The following is a 15,302-nucleotide window of genomic DNA, read 5'->3' as shown; positions in this document are numbered from 1 at the left end:
GACGCTACCACGAGGGGTGTATCGCGTCATGGTGGCCAGTTCCATCGGCCCGATGACGTATCGGTCATTCTGGCTCTGCCGGCGCTTCCGGGATGCTCGGATCAATCCTGCGACGGCGAAGGCAGACTGACCGTCTGCCGAACCGGCGCGATACCGAACTGTACCCACGCACGAAGGCCACGCGCTTGCAAGGATGTTCTGATCAATCCCGCGATGGCGTCATGACATCCGCAAGGCCGGCAGAGAGGCAAGCGTGATCCGATACCTGCAGCCCACGGGAAAGCGAGCAATCAGCACGCCACGCAATGAACCGAAACCACCACCGCGGCCTACCCGCCCAACTCCGCAACGAAGCCACCCGCAACCCCCTTCACCGCGATCGCCACCGCATCATGCGGGTGCAGGCTTTCGTAGTGGCTGGCGCGCAGACGGAAATCGAGGATGCGTTCGTCGGCGTCGAGGGCCGCCTTGAGGCGGCGCGCGGCGTCCTCGCAGAACATCAGGTTCTGGCCGTTGAGGAGGGCGAAGGCCTGTTCGTCCTCGCGCTTGACCGCGGTCTGAACTGGCGTGGCAAGCGTGCGTTCGGCGAGATCGATGACTGCGGCGAGCGGGAAATCGAAGGCCGGCGAGAGTCGCAGATGCAGGCGCGCGGCGCTGCGCTGCGCATGCGGGGTGGCGACGATGCCGCGCTCGCTGCCGAGCCATTGCAGCACGGCATCCCGGTCGAGTGTGCCGCCAGCAGGAAAGTCGCTGGTGAACTGCTGCTGGATGAGTTGGCGGGCCAGCGCGGCCGAGGCCGGACAGGTACTCGAGTAGAGCACCTCGGTGACGAGGTCGATCGTGAACGCGCCGCCGGCCAGGGTCGCTTCGATCTCGACCGGGTAGGCCTTCCAGCCACCGTGCGCACTGCGCAGGGCCGGGCGATGCAACAGGTGCTCGTAGCGAAGGCGCAGACACGCGCGGCCGGACAGGCCTGCGTGCGTGTCGAGAAAATCACGCAACAGCCGGCGCAGCGTGCACGGCGTCAACGGCTCGCGGGAAAGATGACGTTGCACCTCGAGATACAGGCGCGACATGTGGATGCCGCGCGCATCCGGCCGGCCGAGGTCGACGAAAGCAGCGACGCGTGCCGGCACCCGGATGGTCGTACCGTCGGCATCGGTGATGCAGACCGGCACGGCAATGCCGTCCATGCCGACCCAATCGAGCGTGGCCCCGGCACGCGCAATGGCGACATCGGCCACGTCGGGCAAGCGGTCGCGGGCGGGCTGATTCGGACTCATCGGCGTGTTCCAGACAGAAGGGCAGCGTGCGCGTGGCGCCGTGCCGCGCGCCAGCCCTGCCAGGCGGCCGACAGCGGCAGCTGCGTGAACGCGGACGCGGCGAGTCGCAGCGGTTCGCGCGCACGCGCCAGCTTGCCACAACGCGCACGCTCGGCGTGCACGGCGACCGCGTCGATCACCGGCAGTACCGCGCGATCGATCGCGTCCAGGCGCACCGCGAGCAGTGCGGCGAACTCGCGCAAGGCGGCCTCGCGGGACGGCGAGGTGATGGCGAGATCGGCACGGGTGAGGCGATGTCGCGCCAGCAGTTCCAGCGGCAAGACGAGTCGGCTCGGTACGTCTGCATGCGCGGCGGCGAACGCATCGCGCAGGATGCGGCGCAGTGCGCCGGCCTCGGCGACGACCGCGACGGCGTCATCCGCGAACAACGCCCTGCCCGCTTCGGCCAGGTGGCGGTGCAGGTCGCGATGGGCGTCGAGCAGCGCGTCGAGCGTTGTTGCCGGCGTGTCGTCGAGGCGGGCCAGTGCCGCGGCGATCACGCCGTGCCAGGACGCATGCGGCACGCGCCTGGCATCGACTTCGGCAGCAAGCGCGCGGGTCAACGGATGGCGCGGTGCGCCCGCGGCGAAGGCGTCCAGTTCCTCGAGCCACCAACGCAGCTTGCCGGCGGCCACCTCGGCTTCGCCGATGTGGCTGGCGGCGTGTTCGATCTCGTAGCCGATGCAGGCCAGTGCCGCGCGCGCCGTTCGGTTGGCCGGATCGACGAAGCGCAGGGCGAGACCGAACTCGGGCAGCGCCGCGATCCATTTCGATTCGAAGCCGGCGAAGGCGGCATCGGCCATGGTCAGGCGGAAACCAGGGCCTGGGTCAGCAGGGCCGGAGTGGGGACGATCGCATCCGCGCCCCAGTCGCGCGGATCACCGCCATCGAGATAGCCCCAGCCGACCACGAAGGTGCGCGCGCCCGCCGCACGGCCGGCCTCGACATCACGACGGTCGTCGCCGACGAAGGCGATGCGTCTCGGATCGAGACCAAGCCTGGTGCACGCGTGCAGCACCGGCGCCGGATCCGGCTTGCGCTGCCTCAGGGTATCGCCAGCGACCAGCACGCGGCTGCGTGTGGCGAGACCGAGATGGGCAACGACCGGCTCAGCCAGCCAACCCGCCTTGTTGGTCACGATGCCCCAAGGGATGCGTCGCGCGTCGAGTGCATCGAGCAGCTCGGCCACGCCGTCGTACAGGCGTGTGGCGACATGCGCGCGCGCTGCGTAGAGATCGAGATAGCGCGGCAGCGCCGCCTCGATGCGTGCCTCGTCGAACGCCGGCAAGCCCTTGCGCAGGATCGCGCGGCCACCGGCCGAGACCACGCGCCCGGCCGCTTCTGCATCCGGCGCGGGCTCACCGAGTTCCGTGCACAGCACGGCCAGCGCGGCGACGAGGTCGGGGGCCGAGTCGGCCAGGGTGCCGTCGAGATCGAACAGCACGCCGTCGAAGCGTGACGCCGTGCTCATGCGGCCTTGCGCGCGCAGGCGATGTAGTTGACCGCGGTCGACGGCACCAGGCGCGCGCGCCGTGTCAGCGGATTCCAGGCGATGCCGCTGACGTCTTCGAGCACGAGGCCGGCTGCACGCAGGTCGCGCGCAAGTTCGGCCGGGCGGATGAATTGCGCGTAGTGATGCGTACCTCGTGGCAGCAGGCGCAGCACATGTTCGGCGCCGACGATTGCCGCGGCGAATGCGGCTGGCGTGCGGTTGAGCGTGGACACGAACAGACGGCCGCCCGGCTCGAGCAACTGCGAGCAGGCGGTGATGACGGCACCCGGATCGGGCACGTGCTCGAGCATTTCCATGCAGGTCACGGCCGCGAAAGCACCCGCCTGTTCGGCGGCGAGGGCTTCCACGCTGGTTTCCCGATAGTCGACCATCAATCCACTTTCATGCAGGTGCAGGCGCGCCACGTCGAGCAGGGCCGGCGCCAGATCGATGCCGGTAACGACCGCGCCGGATGCAGCCAGCGCCTCGCTGAGCAGGCCGCCACCACAGCCGACGTCGACCACCTTCGCACCACGCAGGGCGACGCGTGCGGCGACATAGGCATGGCGCACCGGATTGAGGTCATGCAGTGGGCGCGATTCGCCGTCGGCATCCCACCAGCGGCTCGCCATGCGCTCGAAATGCGCCAGCTCGGCTGGATCGGCATTCATCGATTCCGCACGATCTGCGTTCATGCGCCGACGATCCGTTCGCGCCAGCGCCGCGCGCGGGCGACCAGATCGGCCGTATCCAGACCATCGAGTCCGCGCGCGGCGAGCTTGCGCCGCCCGGCGATCCACACGTCGCTGACCTGGTGGCGGCCGGCGACGTAGATGAGCTGTGAAATGACCTGGTAGATCGGCTGCGTTTCCAGATCGTCGAGGCGCACGGCGACGAGGTCGGCCTGCTTGCCGGCCTCGATCGAACCGATGCGATCACCCCAGCCGAGCGCACGCGCCGAGCCCAGCGTGGCCGCACGCAGCACCGAGGCCGCACCGAGTGCGGCGGCATCGCCGGCGACGATCTTGCCGACCAGGGCCGCGGTGCGCATCTCGCCGAACAGGTCGAGGTCGTTGTTCGAGGCGCAACCGTCGGTGCCGATGGCGAGGTTCACGCCGGCGCGCAGCAGGGCTTCGGCCGGACACAGGCCGCTTACCAGCTTGAGGTTCGATTCGACGTTGTGGACCACCGACACACCATGCGTGGCGCAGTCGGCGATCTCGCTCCCGGTGAGCTGGGTCATGTGCACGGCGATCAGGCGTTCATTGACCAGACCGAGGCGCTTGATGCGCGCGAACGGGCGCACGCCGTGGTCGCGCAGACTGTCGGCGACCTCGTCCGCAGTCTCGTGCAGGTGCAGGTGCACCGGCAGATCGAGCTGATCGGAGAGCAGGGCGATGCGTTCGAAGCTCGCATCGGACACCGTGTACGGCGCGTGTGGAGCGAAGCTCGTGCCGATCAGCGCGTCACCGCGCAGGTCGTCGTGCACCGCCAGTCCCTTGTCGAAGTACTCGTCCGGACTCGCCGCCCACGGCGTCGGGAATTCAATGACCGGCAAGCCGACCATGGCGCGGAAGCCGTGGCGACGATAGGTCGCCGCCTGCACGTCGGGAAAGAAGTAGTTCTCGTTGCAGCAGGTCGTGCCGCCGCGGATCATCTCGGCGATCGCCAGTTCGATGCCGTCGCGCACGAACTCGGGGCCGAGCACGCGCGCCTCCGCCGGCCACACGTGCTCCTTGAGCCAGCGCATCAGCGGCAGGTCGTCGGCCAACCCGCGCATCAGCGTCATGGGGTTGTGCACGTGGGCATTGACCAGGCCCGGCATCAGCACATGCTCGCCGAGCTCGACACGCTCGCGCGGCACGTAGCGCATGCGCGCGTCGGCCAACGGCAGCAGGTCGATGATGCGGTCGCCATCGACCACCACGGCGTGCCCTTCGAGGACGACGCCATGTGGCTCGACCGGAACGATCCAGCGCGCCTCGATCGAAAGGTCGACCGCCTGCGGTTCGGTCATGGGCGCAGGCTTACTTGACGCGACCGACGTACTCGCCACTGCGTGTGTCGACCTTGATGACTTCACCCTGGTTCACGAACAGCGGCACGCGCACCACCGCGCCGGTTTCGAGCTTGGCCGGCTTGCCGCCACCGCCCGAGGTATCGCCGCGCACGCCCGGATCGGTCTCGGTGATGGCCAGTTCGACGAAGTTCGGCGGTGCTACCGTCAGCGGCGCGCCATTCCACAGCGTGACGATGCAGGTCTCGTTGCCCTTCAGCCACTTGGACGCGTCGGCCATGGCCTTCTCGTCGGCGCCGATCTGCTCATGCGTGTCCGGATGCATGAAGTGCCAGAACTCACCGTCCGAGTAGAGGAACTCCATGTCGGTGTCGACGACATCGGCGCTTTCCACCGAGTCGGTCGACTTCATGGTCATTTCGACGACGCGGCCGGTCTTGAGGTTGCGGTACTTGACGCGCGTGAACGCCTGTCCCTTGCCCGGCTTGATGTACTCGGTGTCGACGATCGTGCACGGATAGCCGTCGACGATGATCTTCATGCCGTTCTTGACGTCGTTCATTCCATGCGAAGCCATGGAGCGCTCCTGTACTTGACTTGATGAGGGAGGGTCGCCGGCGAAACGATCAGGAGCCTGCGTGGCGCAAGCCACCCGGGCCGCGAAGTATGCCGCGCAGTCCGGTTTTCCGCCGCTTCTTGGCTCGCAGAACCACTACGGGCCGGCGAATCGTCGAAAAACTGTCGTCGCGCCGCATACTTATCGCCTCGATTGCTTCTGCCGTGCAGACTCCTAAAATGCCGGCCCGCCGACCGGCCGGGCCGCAATCGATCCGCAATGATACCCGCAAGCCCGCCGCTCCCGCATATCCCGCCGCCGAAACCGCCGCGCTGGCAGCAGCTGTGGCGCGAGGCGGTGACCGATCCGGGTGAACTGCTCGCCCTGCTCGGTCTCGCCGGGCGTGCCGACGAGTTGCTGGCCGGACGCGATACCGGCTTCCCCCTGCGCGTGCCGCGCGGCTTCATCGCACGCATGCGCCACGGCGACCCGGCCGATCCGCTGCTGGCCCAGGTGTTGCCGCGCCCGGCCGAACTCGACGAAGTGCCCGGCTTCGGCCTCGATGCGGTCGGCGACGGCGCCGCGCGCACCGCCCCCGGCGTCATCCGGAAATATGCCGGGCGCGCCCTGCTGGTGGCCACCGGCTCCTGCGCCGTGCACTGTCGCTACTGCTTCCGCCGCCACTTTCCCTATGCCACGGAGACCGCCGCAGCCGGACGCTGGCGCGAGGCGCTCGCCCAGCTCGCCGCCGATGCCTCGATCGAGGAGGTGATCCTCTCCGGCGGCGACCCGCTGTCGCTGTCGACCGCACGCCTGGCCGAACTCGGCGACGGCCTCGCCGGCATCGCGCACCTGCGCCGCCTGCGCATCCACACACGCCTGCCGGTGGTGCTGCCCGAACGCATCGACGAAGCCTTCCTCGCCTGGCTCGGCGCGTTGCCCTTCGATCGCGTCGTGGTCATCCACGCCAACCACGCCAACGAACTCGACGCTGCCGTTGCCGACGCCTGTCGGCGCCTGCGCGACGCCGGCGCGACCCTGCTCAACCAGACCGTGCTGCTGCGCGGGGTCAACGACGATGTCGACACCCTGGCCGCGCTGTCCGAGCGCCTGCTCGCCTGCGCGGTGCTGCCCTACTACCTGCACCAGCTCGACCGCGTCGCCGGCGCCGCGCATTTCGAAGTCGACGACGCCCGCGCCCGCGCCCTGCACGCGGCCCTGCATGCGCGCCTGTCCGGCTATCTGGTGCCGCGCCTGGTGCGCGAAGTCGCCGGCGCCGACGGCAAGACCCCGCTGTGATCGACGGTGAATCCGGGCTGCGCGTCAAACCTCGTGAACGCGTATGGAAAACCCCGGGTGAATCCGGTACAACCCCGAATCCGTTGCGCCCCGCATTGCGCCCCTCTGCAGCACCCCCTGACTGCGCGGACCCATGAGCAAACAAGACAGTGTCATCAAACTGCTGCTGATCGAAGATGCGGTCGACGACGCCGAGCAGCTGATCAGCATGCTGCGCAACGGCGGCATCGCCGTGCGTCCGGCCCGCGCGACCAACGAAGCCGAGCTGCAGGAACAGCTCGAACGGCAGACGCCGGACCTGATCCTGGTCAACCTGCATGCCCGCGAAATCCCGCTGAAAGCCTGTGCACAGGCCGCCGAGCGTACCGGCAAGGACATCGCCCTGGTCGGCTATGGCAGCAATGCGTCCGAGGAAGACATCGTCGAGGCCTACCGCTCGGGCGTGCGCGCCTACGCCCTGCGCACGAAAGTCGAGCACGTGCAAATGGTCGTGCGCCGCGAGTTCGAGGCGCTGACCACGCGCCGCAGCGTGCGCCGGCTCGAGAACGCCCTGCGCGAATCCGAGCGCCGCTGCGGCGCCCTGCTCGATTCCTCGCGTGACCCGATCGCCTACGTGCACGAAGGCATGCACGTACGCGCCAACAAGGCCTACCTCGACACGTTCGGCTTCGACGACTTCGACGAGCTCGAGGGCGTGTCGATCCTCGACCTCATCGCGGCCGAGGACGCCAGCGACTTCAAGACCCTGCTCAAGAAGTTGTCCAAGGGCGAGAAGCCCCCGCAGCGCCTCAACCTCAAGGCCCAGCGTGGCGACGGCACGACCTTCGATGCCACCATGGAATTCGCCGAAGCGAATTTCGAGGGCGAGCCCTGCCAGCAGATCACGTTCCGCCAGCAGATCGTCGACGAAAATCTGGCCGGTGAGCTTGACGCGCTGCGCACGCGCGACCTCGTCACCGACCTCTACAACCGCCAGTACCTGCTGACCGAGCTCGACCGCGCCTCCGCCGCGGCGGCCGGCGGCAAGGCCGACCAGGCCTTGCTGCTGATCGAACCAGACAACTTCAAGAAGGTGCTCGACGGCATCGGTCTCGGCAACACCGATCTGCTGCTCGGCGACATGGCCAGCCTGCTGCGCCGGCACCTGCGCGACGAAGACACCGCCGCCCGCCTCGGCGACCAGACCTTCGCCATCATCGCGGTCGGCCGCTCCGCCGACGAGGTGCACCAGCTCGGCGAAACCTTGCGCAAGGCCTTCGAGGAACGCATCTTCGAGGTCGGCAAGCAGTCGATCAGCCTGACCGTTCACGTCGGCGGCAGCCTGATCGGCGAGAAGAACGCCAGCAGTTCGACGATCATCGACCAGGCCTCGGCCTCGCTGCGCGCGATCGAAGCCGAAGGCGGCAATCGCGTGCGCATCTTCGACCCCGGCGCGCAGGACAAGGCCGAGGCCGAGAAGGCGCGCCACTGGCTCGCCCTGATCAATGACGCGCTCGCCAACGAAGGCTTCATCCTCTACTACCAGCCGATCATCAGCCTGCAGGGCGCCGAGGGCGAGTTCTACGAGATCCTGTTGCGCATGAAGGGCCCGAAGGGCGAGATCATGCCCGGCTTCTTCCTGCCGATCGCCGAGAAGAACGGCCTGATGCCGGCGATCGACCGCTGGGTCATCGCCCACGCCATGCGCGCGCTCGCAGAACGCGAACAAGCGGGGCGAAAGACAACCTTCTTCATCAAGCTCACGCCGCAGTCGCTCGACGACCATGGCCTGCTGCCTTGGCTCGCCCAGCAGTTGAAGAACACACGCTTGCGTGGCGACGCGCTGGTCTTCGAAATGCCCGAAAGCAAGGTCGTCACCAGCCTCAAACCCGCACGCGCCTTCCTCAAGGGCCTCGAACAGGTGCATTGCGGCTTTGCCCTCGAACAGTTCGGCTCCGGCCTCAACTCGTTCCAGCTGCTCAAACACATCCCTGCGCATTACCTCAAGGTCGACCGCAGCTTCATGGCCGATCTGCCCAAGCACAAGGAAAACCAGGAGCGCATCAAGGCGATCTGCGAACAGGCCCGCAATGCCGGCAAGCTCACCGTCGCCGAATTCGTCGAGGACGCGGCGAGCATGTCGATCCTGTTCAGCTGCGGCGTCAACTTCGTGCAGGGCAATTTCCTGCAGGAGCCGGAGCAGGTCATGGCCTACGACTTCGGCAACGGCTGATTGGCGTCAGCCACGGACCGGCGCGCCAGCCGGCCGCGGCAATAGACTTCGGCCATGATGCTCGCGGGGTGCCTTGGGAAAGGCGATCGCGCACGCGGCGCGCCCCTACCCCGCCTTGCGCAGCGCGGCGATGCGTTCCTCGATCGGCGGGTGGCTCGAGAACAGCTTGCGCATGCCGCCGCCGGCGATGCCGAAGGCCTGGATCGCCTGCGGCAAGGTGTTCTCGCCACGATCAGCGTTGAGGCGGCTCAGCGCCGCGATCATCTTTTCCTTGCCGACGATGCGCGCGCTGCCTGCATCGGCGCGGAACTCGCGCCAGCGCGAGAACGCCATGACGATCATCGAGGCAAAGATGCCGAGCACGAACTGCAGCACGAGCACGATCGCGAAATAGGCGATGCCATTGCCGCCCTCTCGGTTGCCGCTGATCGCACGGTCGATCACCGTACCGACGACGCGGGCGAGGAAGATCACGAAGGTGTTCACCACGCCCTGGATCAGGGTCATCGTCACCATGTCGCCGTTGGCAACGTGGCTGACCTCGTGGGCAAGCACGGCCTCGACCTCGTCCTTGCTCATCTGCTGCAACAGGCCCGTGCTGACCGCGACGAGCGCGTTGTTGCGGGTCGGGCCGGTGGCGAAGGCGTTCATCTCCGGGGCATCGTAGATGGCCACCTCGGGCATGCGGATGCCGGACTTCTCGGCCTGGCGGCGCACGGTCTCGACCAGCCAGGCCTCGGTCTGGTTGGAGGGCTGGGTGATGACGTGCGCGCGGGTCTGCCACTTGGCCACCCACTTGGAGATCGCCAGCGAGATCAGCGAGCCGCTGAAGCCGACGATCGCCGACATGATCAGCAGGCCCTGGTAGTTGATGCCGCCGTTGCGGTAGGTGTAGGTGTCGATGCCGAACAGCTTGACGATGATCGACAGCAAGGCGATCACGGCAAGGTTGGTCAGGACGAACAGGACGATGCGACGCATGGGCTCCTCGCTCACGGCTGGGTTTCGGGTACGGTATCGCAAGTCGCGGCCCGCCTGCTGCCGTCGACCGCGCTGCTCCGTCATGTTGGGTAAACTGCCGCGTTTTCAAGCGGATACACCCACGATGCTGTTCGACAACCCGATCCCGGGCAAGTTCTCCGGGCACGCGTGAGCACGTATCGCGGCCGCTTCGCGCCGTCGCCGACCGGCCCATTGCACTTCGGCTCGCTGGTCGCAGCGCTCGGCAGCTGGTTGCGTGCGCGCGCCGAAGGCGGCGCCTGGCTGGTACGCATCGAGGACGTCGACCGCACGCGCTCCTCGCCGCTCTGGGCTGACGACATCCTCGCCACCCTGCACGCGTTCGGCTTCGACGCCGACGAGGCCGTGCTCCAACAATCCACACGCGACACCCTGTACGAAGCCGCCCTGACGCGCCTGCGCGAAGCAGGCCACGCCTATCCGTGCGCCTGCAGCCGCAGCGATCTCGCCGCATGCGGGGGCGTGCATCCCGCGCACTGCGTGCGTCGCCCCATACCGGGCCAGGCACCGGCCTGGCGCCTGCGCGTGCCCGATGAATCGATCACCTTCGACGACGTCGTCCACGGCCATGTCGAACGATCGCTGCGCGAAGTCGGTGGCGACTTCGTCCTGCGCCGCGCCAACGGCGAATACGCCTACCAGCTCGCCGTGGTCGTCGATGACGGCGAGCAGCGCATCAGCGAGGTCGTGCGCGGCGTCGACCTGCTCGACTCTACGCCGCGCCAGATCCTGCTGCGTCGCCTGCTCGGCCTGGCCGATACCGGTTGGCTGCACCTGCCGCTCGTGCTCGACGCCGCCGGGCGCAAGCTGGCCAAGCGCGACGCCGCGCATCCGCTCGATGCCGGCGATCCGCTGCCCGCACTGCGCCGCGCACTGGCCATGCTCGGCCAGGCCGTACCGGCGTCCCCGTCGCTGCGGCCGTTCCTGGCCGACGCGGTCGCACGCTTTGATGTCACGCGCATTCCGCGCGGGGATCATCCGCATGTCGCATTGCAAGACGACTAATACGGGTGGCCGCGGCAGAATCAGCGGCCTTCGTCCGGCGCTCGCACGCCGTCATCACGCCAACCATCAGGCAAGGGGAACGACATGACTTCTCGCGTAGCACTCGTCACCGGCGGCATCGGCGGCATCGGCACGGCCATCTGCCGCCAACTCGCCCGGTCCGGGCACAAGGTGGCCACCAACTACCGCGACGAGGCGAAGGCCAAGGCCTGGCAGGCGGCGCAGAAGGCCGACGGCTTCGACTTCGCGATCGTCCACGGCGATGTTTCCGATACCGCCGGCGCCGAGGCAATGGTCAAGGCCGCGGAAGCTCAGCTCGGCGGCATCGAGATCCTGATCAACAACGCCGGCATCACGCGCGACACCACCTTCCACAAGATGTCCGCCCTGCAATGGCAGGATGTCATCAACACCAACCTCAATTCCTGCTTCAACGTGACCCGCCCGGTCATCGAAGGCATGCGCGAGCGCAAGTGGGGGCGCATCGTGCAGATCAGCTCGATCAACGGCCAGAAGGGCCAGTACGGCCAGGCCAACTACGCGGCCTCCAAGGCCGGCATGCACGGTTTCACGATCTCGCTGGCGCAGGAGAACGCGAAGTTCGGCATCACCGTGAACACCGTCTCGCCGGGCTATGTGCTCACCGAAATGGTGCGTGCCGTACCCGAGGACGTGCGCGCCAAGATCGCCGCACAGATCCCGGTCGGCCGCCTCGGCGACCCCGACGAGATCGCCTATGCGGTCGGTTTCCTGATCGACGAGCGCGCCGCATGGATCACCGGCGCCAACCTCTCGATCAACGGCGGCCACTACATGGGCTGGTGACGCTGCGGCGCAGTGCCGGCCTGCCCGCACTGCGGCTTTTCGCCGCAGTGCGGCTGGTTTCCGGGCCAGAGCGACGGCTCGCCGCCGTCGAATCATGCTGCGCAGCATGAAACTGGTGCGGCGCGGCACGATCTGTTAATTTGCGCGGATGAGCCAGACCCGCATCATCAAGAAGTACCCGAACCGGCGCCTCTACGACACGGAGATCTCGAGCTACATCACGCTCGAAGAAGTCCGGCAGCTCGTCGTCGATGGCGAGACCTTCGAAGTCCGCGACGCCAAGACCGGCGACGACCTGACGCGCTCCGTGCTGCTGCAGATCATCTCCGACCACGAGGAGCGCGGGCAGCCGATGTTCACGACGCAGCTCCTGTCGCAGATCATCCGCTTCTACGGTGATTCGCTGCAGGGCTTCATGGGCAGCTATCTGGAGAAGAGCCTGCAGGTCTTCCTCGACCAGCAGCAGCAGTTCCGCAGCCAGCTCAACAACCTCATGGGCCGCACGCCCTGGTCGATGCTCAACGACATGACCGAGCGCAACATGGACGCCTGGAAGTCGCTGCAGCAGGGTTTCCTCACCGCCGCCGCCAGTCGCGTGCGCGAGGCCGAGGAAGCCGGCAAGAAAAAATAAAGGAATCCATGTCGGAACCCCTGAAGGAGCCCCTGCAGGGGCTCCTTCAGGGGCGATTCTTCACCGCGGAAAACCCACCATGACCCAGCGCATCGCCGTCGTCACCGGCGGCATCGGTGGACTCGGCACCGAGATCTGCCGTCATCTCGCCCGTTCCGGGCATCGCGTCATCGCCGCCGACCTCGGCGCACGCAAGGAACGCATCGACACCTTCCTCGCCGAGACGGCCGACGACGGCATCGCCTTCGAGCCGATCGACGTCGCCGACCACGATGACTGCGCGTCGACCTTCACCCGCATCGAGGCCACGCATGGTCCGGTTTCCGTGCTGGTCAACGCCGCCGGCATCACCCGCGACACCTCGTTGCGCAAGATGGGCGTGCAGCAGTGGAACGACGTGCTGCGCGTCAACCTCGACAGCGTGTTCAACACCTGCAAGGCCGTCGTCGACGGCATGGTCGAGCGTGGCTACGGGCGCATCGTCAACCTGTCCTCGGTGAACGGCCAGACCGGCCAGTTCGGCCAGACCAACTACTCGGCTGCCAAGGCCGGCATGCATGGCTTCACCATGGCCCTCGCGCGCGAAGTCGCGCGCAAGGGCGTAACCGTCAACAGCGTCTCGCCGGGCTACTGCGCAACCGCGCTGGTCATGGCCGTGCCGGCGGAAGTGCGCGCCGACATCGTCTCGCGCATCCCGGCCGGCCGCCTCGGCGAACCTGCCGAGATCGCGCGCACGGTCGATTTCCTGTGCGCCGAGGGATCGGGCTACATCACCGGTGCGAACATCCCGGTCAACGGCGGCTACTTCATGGATTTCTGAGCATCGTTCCGATGCCCGGCCAAACCACAGCGCGCAAGGCCACCCCATGAACCATCTCGTTGCCGAACATGTGTTGCAGGATGCCGACGCCTACGGCCGCCAATTCGTCGCAGCGAAACCGTTCCGCCACCTTGTCATCGACGATTTCCTCGAACCGGCCTATGCGGCACGGATCCTCGATGAATTTCCGGACTTCGAACGGGGCAACGCGCGCACCGAAAACGGCGACCTCGGCAACAAGTCGACGATCGAGAAAGTCCGTGGCCTCGGCCCCTCGTTCGTGGCACTCGACGACCTGATCCAGTCGCAGGAATTCCTCGACCTGGTCGGCCGCCTGACCGGCATCGACGACCTGCTCTATGACCCCTGGTATTTCGGCGGCGGCACGCACGAGAGCCGGCACGGGCAGGATCTCGACGCGCACGTCGACTTCAACCGCCATCCGATCGAGAACTGGCACCGCCGCCTCAACCTGATCGTCTACCTCAACCACGAATGGGACGATGCCTGGGGCGGCTCGCTCGAACTGCATTCCGATCCGCGCTCCGAACACAACGAGACGAAGCGCGTCACGCCGCTGTTCAACCGCTGCGTGATCTTCGAGACGACCGAATCGAGCTGGCACGGCTTCCCGCCGATCGTCCTGCCCGAGGACAGGCGCGCACTGACGCGCCGATCGCTGGCGCTCTACTTCTACACGAAGGAGCGCCCGGCCGAGGAACTCGCCGAGACGCATTCGACGATCTACGTCGACCGCCCGCTGCCGGAACGCTTCCGTCCCGGACTCACGCTCACCGGTGACGACATGCAGGAACTGCGCATCCTGCTCGCCCGCCGCGATCAGCATATCCAGCGCCTGTATCGCGACATCAGCCACGCCAATACGCAGTACGAGGCTGCCCGCAGCGCACTCGAAAACCTCAAACCTTCCGATGTCGTGGCCACCGTGGTGAGAGCCCGACCGATTCGGCGACTCGCCCACAAGATCCGCTGGCTCCTGCGCAGACAGTAGCCGTCTGCGTGGGCATACTTGTCATTGTGTGCGGCGCTCCCAGCCTGGCAGGAACATCCCTTGGACATCGCAGAAATCGCCCGCAAGGCGCACGCCTTCGACGCCACACTGAGCCAGACCAAACGCGACCTCGCGCCGGAAGGATTCGGCTGGTACCCGTACGGCACGCTGAGCAACTTCCAGCACCTCGACCGTCTGCTGACCGGCACCAACCGCGACCTTTCCGCGCTGTCAGGCGATGCGCCGGTCGCCGACATCGGCGCGGCCGACGGCGATTCGGCGTTCTTCCTCGAATCACTCGGCTTCGACGCGCATGTCGTCGACAACGCCCCGACCAATTTCAACGGCTGCCGCGGCGTGCACCTGCTCAAGCAGGCCCTCGACTCGAAAGTGACGATCCACGAAGCCGACCTCGACGCCCGCTTCGACCTGCCCGGCGAGAACTACGGACTCGCGTTCTTCCTCGGCATCCTCTACCACCTCAAAAACCCATACAACGCGCTCGAAAGCCTCGCGCGCAATGCACGCCACGCCGTCATCAGCACGCGCATCACCCGCTACAACACCACGAACGAAGCGCGCGGCAGGAACGGCGTCAACCGCGAACGCGTCGAGCTGCAATCGATTCCTGCGGCCTATCTGGTCGCGCCGGACGAAACGAACAACGACAACACGAACTACTGGATGTTCTCCGAGGCCGGCCTGCGCCGCATCCTCGACCGCACCGGCTGGGATGTGCTCGACTTCATGACGGTCGGCGACACGCTCAATTCCGACCCGGCCAGCCAGGAAGGCGACGAGCGTGCGTTCTGTCTCGTCCGCAGCCGGCAGCTATCACGGTAGACCGCATCGAACGAAGCGCGGGAAACCCTGAAGATCCGGAAGCATGCTTTGTCGAACATGGTGGAACAGCGCTGGAGAATCTGCGCCCGCGCCATGCGCGCTTCATCGCCACGAGATGCAGGTTCAAGCACATCCGGGATCCGCGCGCGGCCGTCGCCTGCACCGGCATCGTCGTCGGCCCGCTCACCGAAATCGCCCAGCACATCACCTTCAACCCGGTCGGCACCCGAGTGGAATCCAGGCGCCCT

15 protein-coding genes are annotated in these 15,302 nt (G+C 67.1%); 8 read left to right on the top strand and 7 right to left on the bottom strand.

All coding sequences use genetic code 11. The annotated features are described in order from the left end of the window. Nucleotides 1-329: 329 nt before the first annotated feature. From folE2 to efp, 6 genes are read right to left on the bottom strand one after another with little or no spacing between them, the layout of a single operon-like run. Nucleotides 330-1,283: a GTP cyclohydrolase FolE2 gene (gene folE2, locus KF907_RS08375; protein WP_291219697.1), complete on the bottom strand. Its 954-nt coding sequence runs from the start codon at nucleotides 1,281-1,283 to the stop codon at nucleotides 330-332. Then, complete coding sequence (locus KF907_RS08370; RefSeq protein ID WP_291219687.1) at nucleotides 1,280-2,125, bottom strand: squalene/phytoene synthase family protein; 846 nt, start codon at nucleotides 2,123-2,125, stop codon at nucleotides 1,280-1,282. The genes folE2 and KF907_RS08370 overlap by 4 nt, the downstream gene beginning before the upstream one ends. A 2-nt stretch (nucleotides 2,126-2,127) precedes the next feature. After that, a complete protein-coding gene (locus tag KF907_RS08365; protein WP_291219685.1) occupies nucleotides 2,128-2,793 on the bottom strand; it encodes an HAD family hydrolase in 666 nt (221 codons plus the stop codon). Further along, nucleotides 2,790-3,509 (bottom strand): bifunctional 2-polyprenyl-6-hydroxyphenol methylase/3-demethylubiquinol 3-O-methyltransferase UbiG, encoded by a 720-nt coding sequence (gene ubiG, locus KF907_RS08360; protein WP_291219684.1) that lies wholly within the window; start codon nucleotides 3,507-3,509, stop codon nucleotides 2,790-2,792. The genes KF907_RS08365 and ubiG overlap by 4 nt, the downstream gene beginning before the upstream one ends. Continuing rightward, the gene (locus KF907_RS08355; RefSeq protein WP_291219682.1) at nucleotides 3,506-4,831 is read right to left on the bottom strand and encodes a TRZ/ATZ family hydrolase; all 1,326 of its coding nucleotides are present in this window, start codon (nucleotides 4,829-4,831) and stop codon (nucleotides 3,506-3,508) included. The genes ubiG and KF907_RS08355 overlap by 4 nt, the downstream gene beginning before the upstream one ends. A gap of 10 nt (nucleotides 4,832-4,841) precedes the next feature. Beyond that, nucleotides 4,842-5,408 carry an elongation factor P gene (gene efp / locus KF907_RS08350; protein ID WP_291219680.1) on the bottom strand — a complete coding sequence of 189 codons (567 nt, stop codon included), beginning with the start codon at nucleotides 5,406-5,408 and terminating at the stop codon, nucleotides 4,842-4,844. 258 nt (nucleotides 5,409-5,666) lie between these two features. Here efp and epmB point away from each other — a divergent pair, with 258 nt between their 5' ends. Together epmB and KF907_RS08340 are read left to right on the top strand one after the other, a co-directional pair. Next, the gene (epmB, locus tag KF907_RS08345; protein ID WP_291219678.1) at nucleotides 5,667-6,686 is read left to right on the top strand and encodes an EF-P beta-lysylation protein EpmB; all 1,020 of its coding nucleotides are present in this window, start codon (nucleotides 5,667-5,669) and stop codon (nucleotides 6,684-6,686) included. Nucleotides 6,687-6,819: 133 nt separating this feature from the next. Beyond that, the gene (locus KF907_RS08340; protein ID WP_291219676.1) at nucleotides 6,820-8,898 is read left to right on the top strand and encodes an EAL domain-containing response regulator; all 2,079 of its coding nucleotides are present in this window, start codon (nucleotides 6,820-6,822) and stop codon (nucleotides 8,896-8,898) included. A 105-nt stretch (nucleotides 8,899-9,003) separates the two neighbouring features. Here the strand turns inward: KF907_RS08340 and htpX are convergent, their stop codons facing one another. Next, nucleotides 9,004-9,879: a protease HtpX gene (htpX, locus tag KF907_RS08335; protein WP_291219674.1), complete on the bottom strand. Its 876-nt coding sequence runs from the start codon at nucleotides 9,877-9,879 to the stop codon at nucleotides 9,004-9,006. 168 nt (nucleotides 9,880-10,047) lie between these two features. Between htpX and gluQRS the strand changes: the two genes are divergently transcribed. The 6 genes from gluQRS (at nucleotide 10,048) to KF907_RS08305 (ending at nucleotide 15,054) form a co-directional block, all read left to right on the top strand. Next, a complete protein-coding gene (gluQRS, locus tag KF907_RS08330; protein WP_291219673.1) occupies nucleotides 10,048-10,923 on the top strand; it encodes a tRNA glutamyl-Q(34) synthetase GluQRS in 876 nt (291 codons plus the stop codon). 84 nt (nucleotides 10,924-11,007) lie between these two features. After that, the gene (gene phbB, locus KF907_RS08325) at nucleotides 11,008-11,748 is read left to right on the top strand and encodes an acetoacetyl-CoA reductase (protein ID WP_291219672.1); all 741 of its coding nucleotides are present in this window, start codon (nucleotides 11,008-11,010) and stop codon (nucleotides 11,746-11,748) included. Between the two features lie 148 nt (nucleotides 11,749-11,896). After that, complete coding sequence (gene phaR, locus KF907_RS08320) at nucleotides 11,897-12,379, top strand: polyhydroxyalkanoate synthesis repressor PhaR (RefSeq protein ID WP_291219670.1); 483 nt, start codon at nucleotides 11,897-11,899, stop codon at nucleotides 12,377-12,379. A 79-nt stretch (nucleotides 12,380-12,458) separates the two neighbouring features. Further along, nucleotides 12,459-13,199 (top strand): acetoacetyl-CoA reductase, encoded by a 741-nt coding sequence (gene phbB, locus KF907_RS08315; RefSeq protein ID WP_291219668.1) that lies wholly within the window; start codon nucleotides 12,459-12,461, stop codon nucleotides 13,197-13,199. Nucleotides 13,200-13,245: 46 nt separating this feature from the next. Then, nucleotides 13,246-14,211 (top strand): 2OG-Fe(II) oxygenase, encoded by a 966-nt coding sequence (locus KF907_RS08310; protein WP_291219667.1) that lies wholly within the window; start codon nucleotides 13,246-13,248, stop codon nucleotides 14,209-14,211. A 60-nt stretch (nucleotides 14,212-14,271) separates the two neighbouring features. Beyond that, nucleotides 14,272-15,054: a class I SAM-dependent methyltransferase gene (locus tag KF907_RS08305; protein ID WP_291219666.1), complete on the top strand. Its 783-nt coding sequence runs from the start codon at nucleotides 14,272-14,274 to the stop codon at nucleotides 15,052-15,054. Nucleotides 15,055-15,302: the final 248 nt, after the last annotated feature.

Source organism: Dokdonella sp., from assembly GCF_019634775.1.
Classification (GTDB): Bacteria; Pseudomonadota; Gammaproteobacteria; order Xanthomonadales; family Rhodanobacteraceae; genus Dokdonella.
The sequence above is the reverse complement of the archived record's forward strand: the minus strand, read 5'-3'. Positions and strand labels throughout refer to the sequence as shown.